The sequence below is a fragment of the Streptomyces sp. NPDC006624 genome (assembly GCF_040611555.1).
GTDB lineage: Bacteria > Actinomycetota > Actinomycetes > Streptomycetales > Streptomycetaceae > Streptomyces.
Genome location: NZ_JBEXOM010000006.1, coordinates 310,354 through 326,572, shown reverse-complemented (window position 1 = coordinate 326,572; position 16,219 = coordinate 310,354). Strand labels below are relative to the sequence as shown.

Below are 16,219 nucleotides of genomic sequence, written 5' to 3'. Positions count from 1 at the left end.
CGGGGCTCCGGCTCCTCTCAACCCCGCCCGTACGGGATGGCTCCGCAGAACCCCCGGGCGGGCGGGGCGAGCAACCGGCGCGGCGCTAGCCGCCGCGATTCGGTGGAAGGTGACCGGTCGCCCGCTGCACCCGGAGGTGTCCACGGGCCAGGGACGAGACGGCGCCGCCGTGCCGGTCGATCACGGCCGCGCCCATCGCTTTCGTCGACTCACTGCCGCTCCTTCAGGTCGCTGAACAGGGAATTTGCACTGCAAGGGGGACCTTGTCCCCACTCTCCGGCCGTTGCTCGCGGTCACCGGGCCACCTCGCCAGTACGGGCCGAAGCCCTGTTCTGCCTGGCCTTCAGCGGGATTGCAGCGTCCCCGCCTTTTGCGCATGCGGCATGAAGCCGCCTTCCGACCGAGGTGGTGCGCTCGGTCGTTGCAGTACCTGTTTTACAGGTACTGCATGAGGGTCCGTCAAGTACGTCGAAGGCACCCTCTGGTTCCGCGCCGGAACTTCTTGGCGCGCATTCAGCATTGCTGCAGGTCAAGGGAGTTGGGCACCCCGCGCATAGACATCTGGCGGTCATCTAGTTACGGTCAAGAAGTCCCTAGAAGTCCCTACGGGAGTGCAGATGTCGAACGAGCGTTTACGGTCCGCCCTTCTGGCCCGTGGCATGACCGTGCAGAGACTCGCCGAGGAGATCGGCGTCATCCCGAAGACGGTCGAGCGCTGGATCACGCAGGGCAAGGTGCCGTACCGGCGTCACCAGTACGCAACGGCGGCAGCGCTGAACGTCGACGTGACGACGCTGTGGGATGACAGTCGCGTCGTCGACACTGCGGCGGACCTGACCAAGGCCGAGATCGAGGCCGTCTACCCTCATCGGCACGTCGCGCCGTCAAGCCTCTGGCGTGAGATGTGCGAGCGCGCCACGGAGCGCATCGACATCCTCGTGTACGCCGGCATCTACTTGGCAGAGGATCCACTCTTCTTCTCGACGCTGAAGAAGAAGGCTGAGAGCGGTGTCCGTATCCGAGTACTCATGGGTGACCCAGAGTGCGAAGCCGTCGTCCGACGCGGCATCGACGAAGGTCATCGCATCATGGACGGCAAGATCCGCAATGCGCTGGTCAACTACCGCCCGCTGTTCACCAGCCACCCTCAGATTGCCTTCCGCCTGCACGACACGGTGCTCTACAACTCGATCTACCGCGCTGATGACGAGATGCTGGCCAACACGCACGTGTATGGGATCGGCGCCTACATGGCGCCCGTGTTCCACCTGCGGAGGCTCCCGGGCGGCGGCTTGTTCGACACCTTCGCCAATAGCGTTCAGCAGACCTGGGAAGGCGCCAGGGCAGTAACCGAACGCGACATCATGGGAGCTTGAGCATGGGACGTATCGACTACCTGCATGACCCGGACGCCCCGCCGGCCAACTCGGTCGTGCCGTCCGTCGTCGCGTTCGTGCAGAACGACGCCGGACAGGTGCTGATGATCCAGCGTTCCGACAACGGGCGCTGGGCGCTGCCCGGCGGCGGTCACGACGTGGGGGAGTCGATCAGTGACACCGTCGTGCGCGAAGTCTGGGAAGAGACCGGGATCAAGGCGGAAGTCGTCAACATGTCCGGGATCTACACGGACCCCGGGCACGTGATGCAGTACGACGACGGCGAGGTGCGGCAGCAGTTCAGCATCTGCTTTCGGGCGCGACCGGTTGGTGGTGAGCTCCGTACGAGCAATGAGACGACTCAGGTCCGCTGGGTCGACCCAGCGGACCTGATGACGTTGGACGTGCACCCCACGATGCGCCTCCGGATCGAGCACGCTATGGACCGAGCGCGCCCGACCCCCTACATCGGCTGACGCTTGGCCGCGGCGACCCGTTCGAGCACGCGGGACGTACAGGCCAGGATCTCCGGTTCGGCCCGGCGGATGAACTGCCCGATCAGACTGTCCGGCCCGTACCGTCCGGCAATCTCGTTGATCCGGTCGATCGGGTTCGTGGACGTGCCGTCTGGCGTGGTGTTCATGTCGCAGTAGCAGAGCGCGTCGTTCAGATGCGCGCTCTCGCGAGGGAACTCACCCTCCAGCTCCTCGCGCATGCCGCGCGCTTCCGCTTCCATCCAGGCGCAGGAATGGTGGGCGACCAGGTTGGTGACCCGTTCGTCGGCGCCGGCCACGTCCCGGAGGTAGCGCGCCCCGTCCAGCGGGTGAAAGCCCGTCTTGGCCAAGTCCGGCGCGTAGCCGATGTCGTGCAGAACTGCCGCGGCCTCCAGCAGATCGGCGTCCTGGTCGAGAACGAGCGCGATTGTGCGGGCCCTCTCGGCGACTCCGAGGCAGTGCTTCCAGCGCCGCGGTAGCGGCTCGGCGAGCAGGGACTCAGCCAGGGGATAAGCCCACTCCGTCAACTTCGGCAAGCTAGGAACGCTCCTCTCGCGTCGGCACGGCGCGGACTGTCCGCACCCTGCCCTGTCCTCCCCCCGCCAGCACGCCGGCGGCCTCCAGCTTCTCCAGCGCCTTGGTCACTGTGGGCCGTGAGACTCCGAACCGTTCGGCCAACGCGGAAGCACTGGGGAAAGGTTGCCCCACTACGAGTCCGTCCGCGGTGATGACGTCCGCGATCCGCTGCTCGAGGGGGCGCCGATCGACTGGTGCGCCCGCTCGCACGACGCGCCAGCGTCCGCCCGGTGCCGGTTCGGCCACACCCTCGTGCTTCAGCACAGCGAACGCGCGGACCGCGACTCCACGCGAAACCTTGTGATCGCTCATGACCTCAGCTAGAGACGGGAGCTCCGTCATGTCCGGGTCCGTAGCGATCCACGTCTTCAGCGTGTCGGCGATCTTCAGGAAGGTCCCCCGAGGGTTGGCCTGCTGCGACACTCGCTCTCCCGTTCCGCTCGCCAGTCGTCTCACCCAAGACTCGCACGACTCACGCCTTCATAGAGAGGTCCGAGACGGGCCTGGCTGCCGGACCGCTGCTTCGCGTTGTCCTGGCTCCGCTCATCGCGTGGCAACAGGTTTAGGGTTCGAGTTCCCTGAAGTCATCCGCGGACTGAGTCGTTATTGTCGACTGCGCCACCCCAATGTCCCCTACTTCGAACAGGGTTGGCTGCCGTTGCACTTCGTTGTAATAACGAGTGACGTGATCTAGTGCCTGCCTTTCCTCCACAGTTAAAGAGGTAAGCAGACTCAATGCCACTGGAGCGAGGGTGCCTAGGGGAAACTTCGCCGCTGTCCTTCCCTTGCCGGTTCGGCTGGGGAAGTCACAGACGAGAGGGCGAGAGCCGAATAGCGACGCTACTGCGGTCTGCACGTAGGCCGTCGAACTGAATGTACTGGAAAGCCTCAACAGTTCCTCGTCATGCGAGATATCATCTTTGGTGACGGTCGCATATGAGACTGTGCGGGTTGGGGTTGCCAGCTCCAATTCGCTGATAGGTGTCCTTCGCTGCTCTGCACGCCGCAATAGTTCGTGAAGGGAGATCCCGTCTCCGTCCTGCGGTTCTACCTTCAATTCGTCTACTTTGCTGGTGAAGTAGGTGGAAAATCGCGATCCGCGAAGGCACAGCATCTGCCTGTCAAGTCGCCAGCGGAATCCCGCGTCGTCCTCCTCTCCTAATTCCTGTTGACGTTCGAGGACTCGGCATGCGCGCGCATGCAGTACGTCTAGGTTGCTTTCCAGTAGATGTTGCAGGTTTTCGGAATCATCGTCCACTTGCAGTTGGGAGACTGACTCAAGAGTTAAGGGGCGACCGATGCGGCGCCAGAACTCATAGTCGTCAATCGGCGGCAACTCCATGAGGAACTCAAGGGCTGTCCCATCGAGATCTCCTGCAATGTCTTGCTCACCGGGAAAGCTGGACGCGGTGCCACCTGATCCCACCCACACAGCGCCAAGGAAACGCAAAAGTCGGGAGGTTCGGCGCTGATCGAAGTGGCCGGCAATTTGGGCAACCGCAGCAGCCGTAGCACCTGTGTCTAGCTGCTTCGCGCCATTGAAGCCGGCTGCAACGCTGGAGGCCATCGCCTCAGCTTCCCTCTCGGTCAGCAGGCCTCGGCCGCCTTGAAGGACCGCACTCGAAGCTAGGCCTACGACTGGCTCGCTGAAGCGGCTTTCGATCAGAACCTCCATTCCGCGAGAGTCAGCGAGAAGCGTGTCATCATTGTGTGACGCACTCTGATATTCGTCCGAATTGAGCGGATCCTCATTTACAGGGTCTAGAGCAAAGACAATCGGGTCGTGCTTACGAATCGCGGCAACGTCATCACGGAGCACTGCAGGGCGTGTGTCAGACTTGAGGAAGACGAAACGCTCGCGCTCGTTCGGCCATGACAGGACGAGATCTGGCGCGAAGCTGTGGTTAAAGAAGTCCGTCTTCGTGACTTTCGCTCGAGAGTCTGTCTGTGAAAGTTCGCGGGCGACAACGTTCTTGATTCGACTGACTGCCTCGCGCGGATCTGGGACGTCGAATGCCGCATGTAGTGCACTGGAAAAGTCAGTCACCGTCACCGAACTCCCTCCAGTACATCATGCTTTTGGATGAGAGCGCGGTGCTCTCGGGTGATTACCAACTGCTCTTGCTTATCGGACAGGACGATCATCCACAGTCGATCGGCTACCCATCCGACAAGTTCGTTGTCGATGTGTGATTCTACGTCCTCAGGTGGAACATCGCCGAAGATGTCGCCACTGTGTTTATGTAGGGCCTTCTCCACCCATTCCTTGGAGAGGAGCTTGTTCCAGTCCTGCACATTAAACGGGCACCAAGTGATCCACATGAAGTGGTCCACCATGCATTGCGGGTTACTGGCGATCACATAGCATTTCGCCAGGTAGCTGAGATAATGGGTTCCCTGATCTGCCGGCGTGGAGTACTTCTTGCACTCCGCCATGAAGATGTCGTTGTCAAAATCGCCACCGCAGAGCAGCCCTCCAAGATCGAGGGAGAACTGAGTCTGCTTACCGGTTGGCCAGTGGAACGTCATGCGCCTGCTCCACTTGCGGTCCGTGTTCGTCCACGACGCTTTGACCCGCGTAGTGGCCTCTAGCCATTCCTTCGCCCGCCTGGCACCGTCAGCGCCGATGTCGTGTAGATCCTCTCCCGGCATGAGGTGACCATACGTGTCACCGAGGTCTTCTGGCAGGGGTTCGTCACAACATCTAGCCCAGCCAACTACGCAGGGTGTGCCTCGGCTTGGCCAACATCCTGTGGTCAGGATGAGGGGCACGGTTCCCCGCGGACCCCTCCGAGGCACGTGATCGACGTGGGGTGCGTGCGTCGGCACCGCGAACGGTGGCGTCAGTAGCTTCCGGCTCCGCGGGCCGGAGAGGACCTCGATTGCCCTAGTTCCTGGGTCACTTGAAGCCAGTCGCGATCACGTGATTAAATCCTCGATGCGCTGTATCCCCAAATCCCCGGCGATGCCGACTATCCCTTGAACGCAGCGCAGAAGGGCACACCTATGCCTAAGCCTCAGTACGCATACGGGCTTCCGGTCCACAAGGTGGACTACGGCAAGGAGGTCGCTATCAGCGACCTCAAGATCGATCCTCAAGCGCAGCGAACCCTCAACGAAGGGCGGGCGCAGCGCATCGCGGACAACCTTGTCCCGGAGGCCGTTGGCCTCATCATCGTGTCCCAGCGAGACAACGGCGACATGTACATCGTCGACGGCCAGCACCGGTGTCGTGCATGCCAGTTGGCGGGCATGGACAAGGTGAAGACCGAAATCCACCACGGGCTGACGCTTGATCAGGAAGCGATTCTCTTCCTGATCAAGAACCGTGAGTCTCACAAGCCGAGGCCCATCGATGAGTACCACGTGGGTCTCACCGGTGGCGTTCCCCTCTTCGTCGACACCGACCGAGTACTGAAGAAGCACGGACTTACCCTCGGTTCGACCTCCACCAATGGTGTGGGAGCCGTGTCCGGAGTCCTGCGGATTACGGAGCGCTTTGGCGCCTCGATCCTCGACCGCACCCTCTGGGTGGCCGAGGAGTCGTTCGGTCGCTCCGCGGAGACCTGGGACGGCATGTTCCTCGGTGGCCTTGGCCAGTTCCTGGGGCGGTGGGGCGACGTCGTCAACGACAAGGAGCTGGCCCGCAAGATCCTGGCCATGGGGACCCCGGCCAAGTGGCGTGCCGAAATCCTCAGCCAGTCGTCCCGTGGTGGATTCAACAACAGCGGAACCGGGTCGCGCGTGACCACGGCTTATCGACTCATCATCAGGGCCTGGAACAAGGGCCGCAGGGCGGCGAACCAGATCGCGGAGTAGCTCCCCGAAGTCAGCCGGTGCCCTCTCTGAATCACGGAGGGCGGACATCTGTACGGCTTGACGGGGCAGAAGCGATCTCGCGCCAACCATCAGCACGGAAATCGGAAGGATCAGAGCAGCAACGTAATGCCCCGCCGTCTTGGCGGGTGATCCGGCTTGTCCTGTTGCTCATCCAGAGGGCGGCGCCCGAGGGCGACATTCGTGGTTTCCTGTGTGACCGCTGTGTGCGGTCTCGTAACGGTAGTGCCCTAGTACCCCTGCGCATGCAGAAGCTGTCTATGCCTCGACTACTGAGTCATGAAAGGCGGGCGGTTCTGTACCGAGGTATGCGCGCTACGACGTGCTGTTCCGTCTTGCCGACCCCCAGTGAAGGGTCAGCGAAACCGTGTTGTTCCAGCTTCCTGACAGCGCGCCCACGTGGGTGATTGCGCCCATCGTCGCCATCGGTCTCGTCCTTGCCGTGGCGCGTGTCGTCAAGAACCTCCCTAAGGATGCGATCAAGGACTTCTTCAAGCACCGAACAGAAGTCAACGAGATCATTGCCCGCGACACCAAGGGACGCGTCGCGACTGTACAGAGACAGCGGCTCGTGTTCATGGGGTTCACGCTCGTATGCGCGGTCATCGTCACGCTTGCTGTCGTCTCGGCAAGCAGCACCGAGGCGACAGCGCCTCCCCCAGGACCTCAGCCGGCTAGTTCCCATGCTTCTCAGGCTCCCAAGTGAACCGTAGGAAAGCGTGCTGAGACGGCGGCCGTCCAGCCTCTGACAGAGGTCGGATGGTCGCTGGCATGCTCGGGTGCTGATCTAGTGACCTCGGGCAGGGGGCGGTCCCAAATGTGGTCTCAATCAGATCCAGCTCCGCCAGAGTTCACTGGCGTCCACCGAAGTCCGCTGGCCTGTCTGAGCAGGCATCACGACGTCACGGCGGACACCGGTGGACGCCCCCGGACCAAGATCGGACAACTTGTAATGCGTAGGTCGTCGGTTCGAATCCGACAGGGGGCTCTCTCACCGCCCGGGCCCGGTCCTCACCGGCCTGGGCGGTTTCAGCCGGCGGGCGATCTCCAGTTGGGCGTCGTCGACGGGGCGGCCGTCCTCGATGTCCCACAGGGTGTTCTGGAGGAGGCGGCCGAGGGTCCAGGCGCGGGCCCGGTCGCGGTCCAGGGCGAGGACGTCGGTGAGGGCGTCGAAGCGCCAGCGGATGTCGTCGGGGTCGTAGCGGTTGTCGAGGGCGGGCCACAGGTCGAAGCCGGGGTCGCCGGCGAGGGGCTTGGGGTCGATCGCGAGCCAGGGGGCGCGGCCGGAGGCGAGGACGTTCTCGTCGTGCAGGTCCCAGTGCAGCAGGCGGTCGCCCGGTTCGCCGGCGACCTCGCGCACGGCGGCCGCGCAGTCGGCGACCAGGCGGCGGGCCTCGGGGTCCGGGATGCGGCCGAGTGCCCACGGGGTCCGGTCGAGCATGGCCTGGGCGATGTCGCCGAGGCTGCGCAGGCCGGGCGGGGCCGGGAAGGACGTGAGGTGGGCCAGGAGCTCGGCGAGGGTGACGACCGCCTGGTGGGCGTCCGGCACGTGGGAGAGCATGCGGGTCTCGTCGAGGCGCTCCAGCAGCATGGTGCCGGTGGCCTCGTCGTGGTCGAGGAGGCGGACGGCTCCGTCGCCGTCCCAGGCGCGCAGCGCGACCGGCTCGCCCGCGCTCTCCTCGTCGAGGAGCTGCAGCTTGAGGGCCGCCGGGGTGCCGTCGGCGCGGAGGACCGGGAGGACCAGGGCGGCGACGCCGTGCAGGGGGCGTCCGTCGGGGGTCAGCTCCCAGTGGTCGAGGAAGCGGGCCGTCAGGTCCGGCAGCCCGGCGATGAACGCGCGGCCCGCTTCGCCGTTGTACTCCGCCTGTGAGGCCGCCAGTTCCGCTGGGATCTCGATCACGTGCGGCACGGTAGTGGGGGTGGTCCGGGCGGGGCATGTGGTTTTGGGCGTCCGGGTGCCGGCTTCACGGTTCCAGGACCACCTTTCCGGTCGTGCCGCGGGTCTCCAGCGCGCGGTGCGCGGCCGCGGCCTCGGCGAGCGGGAAGCGCTGCACGGCCGGGGTGAGCCGGCCCGCGGCGGCCTCGGCGAGAGCGCGCAGTTCCAGGGTGCGCAAGGGGTCCGGGCCGCCCGCCCTGCGCAGCATCGCCGGGCCGAGCACCTCCTCCGACACGCCCTCGACCAGGTAGGGCCCGCCGTCCTTGACGCCCTCGCCGGACCAGCCGAAGACGAGGTGCCGGCCGCCGGGGCCGAGGAGGGCGACGGCCTCGCGGGCCACGTCGCCGCCGACGCCGTCGAGGACGACGGTCGCCCCCCGGCCGCCGAGCCGGGTGCGGACTTCCGCGGGCCAGGCGGGGTCCGTGTAGTCGACGGCGAGGTCGGCGCCGTTCGTCCGTACCCGGGCCGTCTTGCGGGGTCCGCCCGCGAGGCCGACGACCGTGGCCCCTGCGTGCTTCGCGTACTGCACGAGAAGCGTGCCGATGCCTCCGGCGGCGGCCGGGACGACGACCACCGAGTCCGGCCCTAGGTCGGCGAACTGCAGGATGCCCAGGGCCGTACGGCCCGTGCCGATCATCGCGACGGCCCCGGCGAAGTCGAGGGCGCCCGGGATCTCGTGCAGGCGCCCGGCGTCGGTGACGGCCAGTTCGGCGTAGCCGCCGGGCACGAAACCGAGGTGGGCGACGACCCGCTTGCCGAGCCAGTCCGGATCGACGTCCGCGCCCAGGGACTCGACGACGCCGGCGACTTCGCGGCCGGGGATGGTGGGCAGGGGCGTCGGCTCCTTCGCCGGGCCGCCCGGCATGCCCTCGCGCAGGGCCGCGTCGAGGAGGTGGACACCGGCCGCCCGTACGGCGACGCGGACCTGGCCGGGGCCCGGCCGGGGGTCCTCGACCCGCTCGTAGGTGAGGTTCTCGGCCGGACCGAAGGCGTGCAGGCGGACGGCGTGCATGGCGGGCTCCTCGTGGGGTCGTGGTCTGCGCCCCAAGCCTTCAACCTCAAGCTTGCTCGAGGTCAAGCTCGTGCCGTCCGAGGGCCAGGGACACGGCCGTCAGGGCGCTGTTGAAGGAGACCTCCGACAGCACACCGGGGGCCGCGACCTGGTCGCCGGCGAGGTAGACGCCGTCGCCCCGGTCCACGGCGGGCCGGTCGCGCCAGCTGGAGCCGGGCGGATCGACCGCGCCCGTACGGCCGTTCGCCACGGACGCGCGCCGCCAGGTGACCCGCTCCCGCCAGCCCGGGAAGCCGAGGTCGAGCAGTTCCTCGGCGCGGGTCGTGCCGTCGGCCTTCGACTCGTGCGGGGCGAGCGGGAACTGGCCCTGGATCAGCTGCTCGCCGTCCGGGGCGAGACTGCGGTCCTGGGCGGTGAACCGTTCGAGCCAGCCGGGCGCGTCGAGGTCGGAGACCGCGAAGGCGTCGCCGCGCCGGGTGCGCAGCGCCAGGTCGACGAGGGCCGTACGGCCGCTCGGCCAGGTCAGGGAGTCGTCGCCGAGCAGGCGCCGGGCGGCGTCGAGGGAGGTGGCGACGACGACCGGGGTGTCGGTGGGGAGCGTGTCGACGCGGGACAGGGTCTCCATCCGCACGCCCAGGTTCCAGGCGCGGGCGGCCATCCGGTCGATGAGGCTCGCCCAGCCGCCGCGCGGGTAGTGCGCCTCGGGCGGCAGTGTGGTGGCCCGGCGCAGCCGCTCCTGCACGAACGCGGCCGACAGGGAGCCGGGGTCGTGGTGGAAGAGGGCGACGGCGGAGTAGTGCGCCGCGGCCCGGGCGCCCTCCTCGCCCGCGATGTCCGTCGCCCAGGTCAGGAAGTCGGTGTCGACGGGCGCCCGCCGGCCGGTGCGGCGCAGCAGTCTCAGCATCGGGAAGGGCGGGGTGCGGCGCAGCGCGCCCCGGTGCCGCAGTCGGAACCGGGCCGCCTCCAGGGGCGGGAGCGGGGCGAGCGGGCCGATGAGGTCGCGCTGCCTGAGCCAGGCCCAGTGCGGTCCGCCGTTGTACAGGGCGTGCGGTCCCTCGTTCGTGCGGTAGGGGCCGTCGGCGGTGCGGGCCCGGCCGCCGAGGGTGTGGTGGGCTTCGTGGACGGTGACCTTGGCGCCGGCCTCGGCGGCGGTGATGGCGGCGGTCAGTCCGGCGAAGCCGCCGCCGATGACGGTGATGCGGTGCATGGCCGGGGTCTCCCTGAGTCGTCGTGTTCGCCTTCTGCGGGTACGACGGCCCGGGTACCGCCGATGTGACATCGCCGGTGTCCGAGCGGGCCGGGGCCGGGTGTCAGTGGTGGGGTGCAGCATGGGGGCATGGCGAGGAGAGCGGCGGGCGGTACGGGTGTGAAGGGGGCGCGGCGGCCGGAGGTGCGGCTGCCGGCACTGGAGCCGTACGAGGGCGGCGAGCTGGAGCCGGACGGGGACTACGACGGTCTGGAGTTCAAGGACGCGGACCTCGGCGGGCAGGACGGCTCGGGCGCCCGGTTCATGGACTGCGCGCTGACCGGCTGCGCGCTGGACGGGACGCGGCTGCGGCACGCCCGGGTGCTGGACTCGGTCCTCAGCGGCGTGCGCGGCGTCGGCACGGATCTCGCCGAGGCGAGCCTGCGGGACGTGGAGCTGGTCGACGCCCGCCTCGGCGGACCGCAGCTGCACGGGGCGGTGCTGGAACGGGTGCTGATCCGCGGCGGCAAGATCGACTTTCTGAATCTGCGCACGGCCCGTCTCAGGGACGTCGTCTTCGAGGGCTGCGTCCTGGTCGAGCCGGACTTCGGCGGGGCCCGTCTGGAGCGGGTGGAGTTCGTGGACTGCGCCCTGAAGGGAGTCGACCTGCACGCGGCGACCCTCACGGACGTCGATCTGCGCGGGGCCGCGCCGCTGGAGATCAGCACCGGGCTGGACCGGCTGTCGGGGGCGGTGATCAGCACGGGGCAACTGCTCGATCTGGCGCCGGTGCTGGCGGCGCAGTGGGGGATCAGGGTGGAGGGATGACCCCGGGCTCACGGCCCGTACCAGCAGCCGGGGGGGCGTCCCGGTCGGCCCGGTCCGCCCGGTCGGGACGGTGGGCCCGGCCGGGCGGACCGGTGCAGGCTGATGAGGGCGTCGACCGGACGGGGGTGGTCCGGGGCCTGGCGCGGTAGCCGATCGCGCTGCGGCGCCGCCGCGCCGCCTCGCCTTCCGGCGCGGCCGCAGGCGCTGGAGGCGGAACGGTTCGCCGGACCCGTCCTCCGGGGGCACGAGCGGAGGCGGTGGAGCCCGACTGCCGTGGTGGCCCGAGCGACGCGCCCCGTGGGGCTCCAGGACTCCAGGACGTGGTGGACCGCCGGGCGTCCGCTCAGCCGGGAGCCCCGGCGCTGCTCGGTGACCCGCAGGTCACGGGCGGCTCGTCCTCGGCGCGCAGGCGGAAGGCCGCGGGGGAACGCCGCAGCCGGTCCGCCACGGGGCCGGTCCGGAATGCAGCCGGTTCGCTGCGCGCCGGTCCGGAACGCAGCCGTTCCGCAATGCAGCCGGTCCAAAACGCAGCCGGTCCGGAGCAGGGCCGTCGAAGGGCGCGGCAGAGCCCGGCGGACGTGCGCCCCGCCGCGACCCCTCGCCGCGATCCCTCGCCGCGCCCCCCGCCGCGACCCCTCGCCGCGGGCACCGGCGTCCGTCAGGGGAGCCGGGGGAAGCGGGCCTGGAGGGTCCAGATCGCCGGGTTCTCGGCGAGGTCGTCGTGCAGGTCGGTGAGGTCGGCGATCAGGTCGTGCAGGAAGTCCCGGGCCTCGCGGCGCAGTTCGGCGTGCGAGACGGTGAGCGGGGGCTCCTCCGCGCGCATCCAGTCGGCCTCGATGTCGACCCAGCCGAAGCGGCGCTCGAAGAGCATCCGGTCGGTCGACTCGGTGAAGTCCAGCTCCGCCCGCTGCGGCCGGGACGCCCGCGAGCCCGCCGGGTCCCGGTCGATGCGCTCCACGATGTCGCACAGCGCCCACGCGAAGTCGAGCACCGGCACCCATCCCCAGGCGGTGGACACCTCGTGGTCGGTCTTGGTGTCCGCCAGGTAGACGTCACCGCAGAACAGATCGTGCCGCAGCGCGCGGACGTCCGCGTGGCGGTAGTCGGTCTGCGGCGGGTCGGGGAAGCGGTTGGAGAGGGCGTAGCCGATGTCGAGCACGCAGGTGATGGTGTCACGCGCCCGTAGGATCGCGGGCGTGGCCCGATCTGTACCCCTTGTCCCCGTCCTGCTCGTCTGCTCCCTCGGCCTCACCGCGTGCGGCGGCGGAGTCCACGGCACTCCGGGCGCCTCCGGCGTACGCGACCCGTACTTCCCGAAGGCCGGCAACGGCGGCTACGACGTCACCCACTACGGCCTGCGCCTGGCCTACGACCCGGACGCCCACCACCTCACCGGCACGGCCACCCTCACGGCACGGGCCACCGAGGACCTGTCCGCGTTCAACCTCGACCTGCGCGGCCTGGAGGTCGAGGACGTCACCGTCGGCGGCGACACGGCCCGCTTCAACCGCGCCGGACAGGAACTCACCGTCCGCCCGCCCGGCGATCTCGACCGGGGGGAGACGTTCCGGGTGACGGTCCGCTACTCCGGCGCCCCGGAGACCGTCACCGACCCCGACGGCTCCGAGGAGGGCTGGCTGCGCACCACGGACGGGGTGCTCGCGCTCGGCGAGCCGACCGGGTCGATGACGTGGTTCCCCGGCAACCACCACCCCTCCGACAAGGCGGCCTACGACCTCACGGTGACCGTGCCCGAAGGGCTGCGGGCCGTCTCCAACGGGGAACTGCGCGGCGAGACGACCGCGCGGGGCCGGACGACGTCCACCTGGCACAGCGCCGAGCCGATGGCGAGCTATCTCGCGACCCTGGCGATCGGCCGGTTCGGCGTCAGCCGCTCCCGCGCAGGCGACCTGCCCGTGTACACGGCCGTCGACCCGGCCGAGGCGGAGGCGAGCCGGCCGGTGCTCGACCGGATCCCCGAGGTGCTGCGCTGGGCGGAGCAGCGGTTCGGGCCGTATCCCTTCTCCTCCACGGGCGCGATCGTCGACCGGGCGCCCGAGGTGGGCTACGCGCTGGAGACGCAGAGCCGGCCGGTCTTCCCGGGGGCGCCCGACCTGACACTGCTCGTCCACGAACTCGCCCACCAGTGGTACGGCGACTCCGTCAGCCCGGAGAGCTGGCGGGACATGTGGCTCAACGAGGGGTTCGCGACCTACGCGGAATGGCTGTGGGAGGAGGACCACGGCGGGCGGAGCGCGCAGGAGACGTTCGACGCGCTGTACTCCGGTGACTACTTCGACACGGAGGAGGCCGGTGAGGCCCTCTGGGACTTCCCGCCGGCCGAACCGCCGAGCGCCGCGCGCATCTCCGACCCGCCGGTGTACTGGCGGGGGGCGATGGTGCTGCAGAAGGTGCGGCAGACCGCCGGGGACGAGCGGTTCCGGCGCATCCTGCGGGGCTGGGCGGACACCTACCGGTACGGCAACGCCGACACGGCCGACTTCACGGCGTTCGTCGAGAAGCAGGCGCCGGGCGAGGACTTCCAGGGGATCTGGGACGACTGGCTGTACGGGAAGGGGAAGCCGGAGCGGGCCTGAGCGGCGCGCTGCCGGCGGGGACGTCGGAGCCCCCGGCCCGATACCCGCGGCCGGGGGCTCCGTACGAGGACGAACGGGCGTCCGTCAGACGTTCACACCGAAGTCCTGGGCGATGCCCACGAGGCCCGAGGCGTAGCCCTGGCCGACCGCGCGGAACTTCCACTCGGCGCCGTTGCGGTACAGCTCGCCGAAGACCATGGCGGTCTCGGTCGCCGCGTCCTCCGAGAGGTCGTAGCGGGCGATCTCGGCGCCGCCGGCCTGGTTGACGATGCGGATGTAGGCGTTGCGCACCTGGCCGAAGTTCTGCGAGCGGTTCTCGGCGTCGTAGATCGAGACCGGGAAGACGATCTTGTCGATGTCGGCCGGGAGGGCGGCGAGGTTGACGTTGATCGCCTCGTCGTCGCCGGCGCCCTCACCCGTGCGGTTGTCACCCGTGTGGACGATGGAGTTGTCCGGGGTCTGCTTGTTGTTGAAGAAGACGAAGTGGGCGTCCGAGTAGACCTTGCCCTGGGGGTTCACCGCGATCGCGGAGGCGTCGAGGTCGAAGTCCGTGCCGGTGGTGGTGCGGACGTCCCAGCCGAGGCCCACGGTGACGGCGGTCAGGCCCGGAGCCTCCTTGGTGAGCGAGACGTTGCCACCCTTGGACAGGCTTACAGCCATTGTTGGGAGTCCCTTCCCTCGTTTACGTACGGCAAAGAAGCTACAGCTACCTCCATGAACGTGGAGAGGGGTACGCGAGGTTCCAGGTCCTTTACTTTCTTTGCCCACGATTATTCGGGTGACGTGGACCGGACAGAAGCGGGACCATGGACGGCATGTCCGGTCCCCACGTCATCCGCGGCTCCGTCTTTCTGCCCGAGGCCGAGCTCATGTGGCGTTTCTCGCGTTCCTCCGGGCCCGGCGGGCAGCACGTGAACACCAGCGACTCGAAGGTCGAGCTGAGTTTCGACCTGGCGAGGACCGAGGCGCTGCCGGAGGTGTGGAAGCGGCGGGCCCTGGAGCGGCTGGCCGGGCGCCTGGCGGACGGCGTCGTCACCGTGCGGTCCTCCGAGCACCGCTCCCAGTGGCGCAACCGCGAGGCCGCCGCCGTACGCCTCGCCGCGCTCCTGGCCGAGGCCACCGCGCCCCCGCCCAGGCCCCGCAAGCCGACCCGCATCCCGCGCGGCATCAACGAACGGCGGCTGCGGGAGAAGAAGCAGCGCTCGGAGACCAAGCGCGGACGCAGCGCCCGGGACTGGAGCTAGGGGCCGTCCGGCAAGCCCCGGGCCAGCTCCAGCACCCCCACCGTCTGGCCCCCGCTGTTCTCCCCGTCCGGGCGGAAGCCCAGCCCCAGGTAGAAGCCCTCGGGGCCGTTCGGGCCCGGGTGCCAGGTGACGTGGAACCGCTCGGTGCCGCGCCGGCGCAGCAGGGCGGCGACGGACTCGACGGCGAACCGGCCGTACCCCTTGCCCTGCTCGCCGGCGGCGATGTTCAGCCGCCACAGGCCCGAGCGGATGTCGCTGCCGTCCCCGTACCAGTCGATGCCGAGGCAGGCCATGAGGAAGCCGACCGGGCGGTCGCCGTCGACGATCAGGCGGGGCCAGGCGATGCCGGGATGGACGTAGGCCTCGGCGAGCGACTTCACGACCGGGGCGACCGCGTGCTCCTGGTCGGGGCGGACGCGGACGGCGAGGGCGGCGTCGAGATGGGCGGGGGTGATCTCTTCGAGGCGGGGGCCGGTCGGGGTCATGCGGGCACCCTAGGAGGCGCGCGGGCCGCCGAGCGAGCGGGTTTTCCTCAGCCCAACTGCCGGTAGCGGCCCCGGAAGTACGTCAGCGGCCCGCCCTCGGCGCTCGGCACGCGGGCGGTCAGGACACGGCCGATGACCAGGGTGTGGTCACCGGCGGGCACCCGCTGCTCGGTGCGGCACTCCAGGACGGCCAGGGCGCCCCCCACGAGGGGCGCGTCGGTGTACTCGCCGCGGGTGTACGGGATGTCGGCGAAGAGCAGGCGGTCGCTGACCCTGCCCTTCATGGCGAACCGGCCGGCGATGTGCCGCTGGCTCTCGGAGAGCACCGAGACCGCCCACAGCTCCTGCTCCTCCAGCAGCTCGTCCATGCGGGAGCCCGACCGCAGGCTCACCAGCGCCAGGGGCGGGTCCAGGGACACCGACATGAAGGCCGTGGCCGTCATGCCCACGTCCTCGCCGCCGGGCGCCGAGGGGTCGTCCGGGTCGAGCGGTGGCTCCTGCGCGGTCACCAGGACCACGCCCGACGCCAGCCGGGACATGGCGGCACGGAACTCGTCGTTGCTCACCCCCTCAGCATGCCCGGAGGCGGGCGGCGAAAGGGCCGGGGACGGGGCGGGGGGAGTGTTCGGCACACCCGGAACGCTAATC

The 16,219-nt window shown here is 68.9% G+C and carries 18 protein-coding genes; 7 read left to right on the top strand and 11 right to left on the bottom strand.

The features are described from left to right. The first annotated feature begins 617 nt into the window (after nucleotides 1-617). Nucleotides 618-1,376 carry an XRE family transcriptional regulator gene (locus tag ABZY20_RS14445; protein ID WP_356441462.1) on the top strand — a complete coding sequence of 253 codons (759 nt, stop codon included), beginning with the start codon at nucleotides 618-620 and terminating at the stop codon, nucleotides 1,374-1,376. Between the two features lie 2 nt (nucleotides 1,377-1,378). After that, a complete protein-coding gene (locus ABZY20_RS14440; protein ID WP_356441460.1) occupies nucleotides 1,379-1,852 on the top strand; it encodes an NUDIX domain-containing protein in 474 nt (157 codons plus the stop codon). Here the strand turns inward: ABZY20_RS14440 and ABZY20_RS14435 are convergent. The 4 genes from ABZY20_RS14435 to ABZY20_RS14420 form a co-directional block, all read right to left on the bottom strand. Continuing rightward, nucleotides 1,840-2,406 carry an HD domain-containing protein gene (locus tag ABZY20_RS14435; protein WP_356441458.1) on the bottom strand — a complete coding sequence of 189 codons (567 nt, stop codon included), beginning with the start codon at nucleotides 2,404-2,406 and terminating at the stop codon, nucleotides 1,840-1,842. The genes ABZY20_RS14440 and ABZY20_RS14435 overlap by 13 nt on opposite strands. Nucleotide 2,407: 1 nt before the next feature. Then, a complete protein-coding gene (locus ABZY20_RS14430) occupies nucleotides 2,408-2,758 on the bottom strand; it encodes a GntR family transcriptional regulator (RefSeq protein WP_356441726.1) in 351 nt (116 codons plus the stop codon). 250 nt (nucleotides 2,759-3,008) lie between these two features. Beyond that, complete coding sequence (locus ABZY20_RS14425; RefSeq protein ID WP_356441456.1) at nucleotides 3,009-4,499, bottom strand: hypothetical protein; 1,491 nt, start codon at nucleotides 4,497-4,499, stop codon at nucleotides 3,009-3,011. Continuing rightward, the gene (locus ABZY20_RS14420) at nucleotides 4,496-4,975 is read right to left on the bottom strand and encodes a hypothetical protein (protein WP_356441455.1); all 480 of its coding nucleotides are present in this window, start codon (nucleotides 4,973-4,975) and stop codon (nucleotides 4,496-4,498) included. Before ABZY20_RS14420 ends, ABZY20_RS14425 begins: the two co-directional genes overlap by 4 nt. A 519-nt stretch (nucleotides 4,976-5,494) precedes the next feature. Here ABZY20_RS14420 and ABZY20_RS14415 point away from each other — a divergent pair. Continuing rightward, nucleotides 5,495-6,265, top strand: a complete 771-nt coding sequence (locus ABZY20_RS14415) for a ParB/RepB/Spo0J family partition protein (protein ID WP_356441453.1) — start codon at nucleotides 5,495-5,497, stop codon at nucleotides 6,263-6,265. 385 nt (nucleotides 6,266-6,650) lie between these two features. After that, a complete protein-coding gene (locus ABZY20_RS14410; protein ID WP_356441452.1) occupies nucleotides 6,651-6,989 on the top strand; it encodes a hypothetical protein in 339 nt (112 codons plus the stop codon). Nucleotides 6,990-7,274: 285 nt separating this feature from the next. On the opposite strand, the gene ABZY20_RS14405 is transcribed toward ABZY20_RS14410, so the two are convergent. The 3 genes from ABZY20_RS14405 to ABZY20_RS14395 all read right to left on the bottom strand — a co-directional run bounded on the left by ABZY20_RS14405 (nucleotide 7,275) and on the right by ABZY20_RS14395 (nucleotide 10,438). After that, nucleotides 7,275-8,183, bottom strand: a complete 909-nt coding sequence (locus tag ABZY20_RS14405; protein ID WP_356441451.1) for an aminoglycoside phosphotransferase family protein — start codon at nucleotides 8,181-8,183, stop codon at nucleotides 7,275-7,277. Nucleotides 8,184-8,247: 64 nt separating this feature from the next. Beyond that, nucleotides 8,248-9,231 (bottom strand): zinc-binding dehydrogenase, encoded by a 984-nt coding sequence (locus tag ABZY20_RS14400; RefSeq protein WP_356441449.1) that lies wholly within the window; start codon nucleotides 9,229-9,231, stop codon nucleotides 8,248-8,250. Between the two features lie 46 nt (nucleotides 9,232-9,277). Beyond that, nucleotides 9,278-10,438, bottom strand: a complete 1,161-nt coding sequence (locus ABZY20_RS14395; protein WP_356441448.1) for an FAD-dependent oxidoreductase — start codon at nucleotides 10,436-10,438, stop codon at nucleotides 9,278-9,280. 129 nt (nucleotides 10,439-10,567) lie between these two features. Here ABZY20_RS14395 and ABZY20_RS14390 point away from each other — a divergent pair, with 129 nt between their 5' ends. Beyond that, nucleotides 10,568-11,245 carry a pentapeptide repeat-containing protein gene (locus ABZY20_RS14390; RefSeq protein ID WP_356441446.1) on the top strand — a complete coding sequence of 226 codons (678 nt, stop codon included), beginning with the start codon at nucleotides 10,568-10,570 and terminating at the stop codon, nucleotides 11,243-11,245. 658 nt (nucleotides 11,246-11,903) lie between these two features. Here ABZY20_RS14390 and ABZY20_RS14385 read toward each other — a convergent pair. Beyond that, on the bottom strand, nucleotides 11,904-12,404 hold the full coding sequence (locus ABZY20_RS14385) for a hypothetical protein (RefSeq protein ID WP_356441443.1): 501 nt from the start codon (nucleotides 12,402-12,404) through the stop codon (nucleotides 11,904-11,906). On the opposite strand from ABZY20_RS14385, the gene ABZY20_RS14380 reads away from it, so the two are divergent. Further along, on the top strand, nucleotides 12,394-13,842 hold the full coding sequence (locus ABZY20_RS14380; RefSeq protein ID WP_356441441.1) for a M1 family metallopeptidase: 1,449 nt from the start codon (nucleotides 12,394-12,396) through the stop codon (nucleotides 13,840-13,842). The two genes, ABZY20_RS14385 and ABZY20_RS14380, sit on opposite strands and share 11 nt — an antisense overlap. Before the next feature lie 84 nt (nucleotides 13,843-13,926). Here ABZY20_RS14380 and ABZY20_RS14375 read toward each other — a convergent pair whose 3' ends face one another. Further along, a complete protein-coding gene (locus ABZY20_RS14375; protein WP_067120719.1) occupies nucleotides 13,927-14,502 on the bottom strand; it encodes a TerD family protein in 576 nt (191 codons plus the stop codon). 146 nt (nucleotides 14,503-14,648) lie between these two features. Here ABZY20_RS14375 and arfB point away from each other — a divergent pair, with 146 nt between their 5' ends. Then, nucleotides 14,649-15,086, top strand: coding sequence for an alternative ribosome rescue aminoacyl-tRNA hydrolase ArfB (arfB, locus tag ABZY20_RS14370; protein ID WP_356441437.1), 438 nt, complete (start codon nucleotides 14,649-14,651; stop codon nucleotides 15,084-15,086). On the opposite strand, the gene ABZY20_RS14365 is transcribed toward arfB, so the two are convergent. Both ABZY20_RS14365 and ABZY20_RS14360 read right to left on the bottom strand, forming a co-directional pair. Beyond that, nucleotides 15,083-15,571, bottom strand: coding sequence for a GNAT family N-acetyltransferase (locus ABZY20_RS14365; protein WP_356441434.1), 489 nt, complete (start codon nucleotides 15,569-15,571; stop codon nucleotides 15,083-15,085). The two genes, arfB and ABZY20_RS14365, sit on opposite strands and share 4 nt — an antisense overlap. Nucleotides 15,572-15,618: 47 nt before the next feature. Beyond that, a complete protein-coding gene (locus ABZY20_RS14360; RefSeq protein ID WP_356441431.1) occupies nucleotides 15,619-16,203 on the bottom strand; it encodes a flavin reductase family protein in 585 nt (194 codons plus the stop codon). Nucleotides 16,204-16,219: the final 16 nt, after the last annotated feature.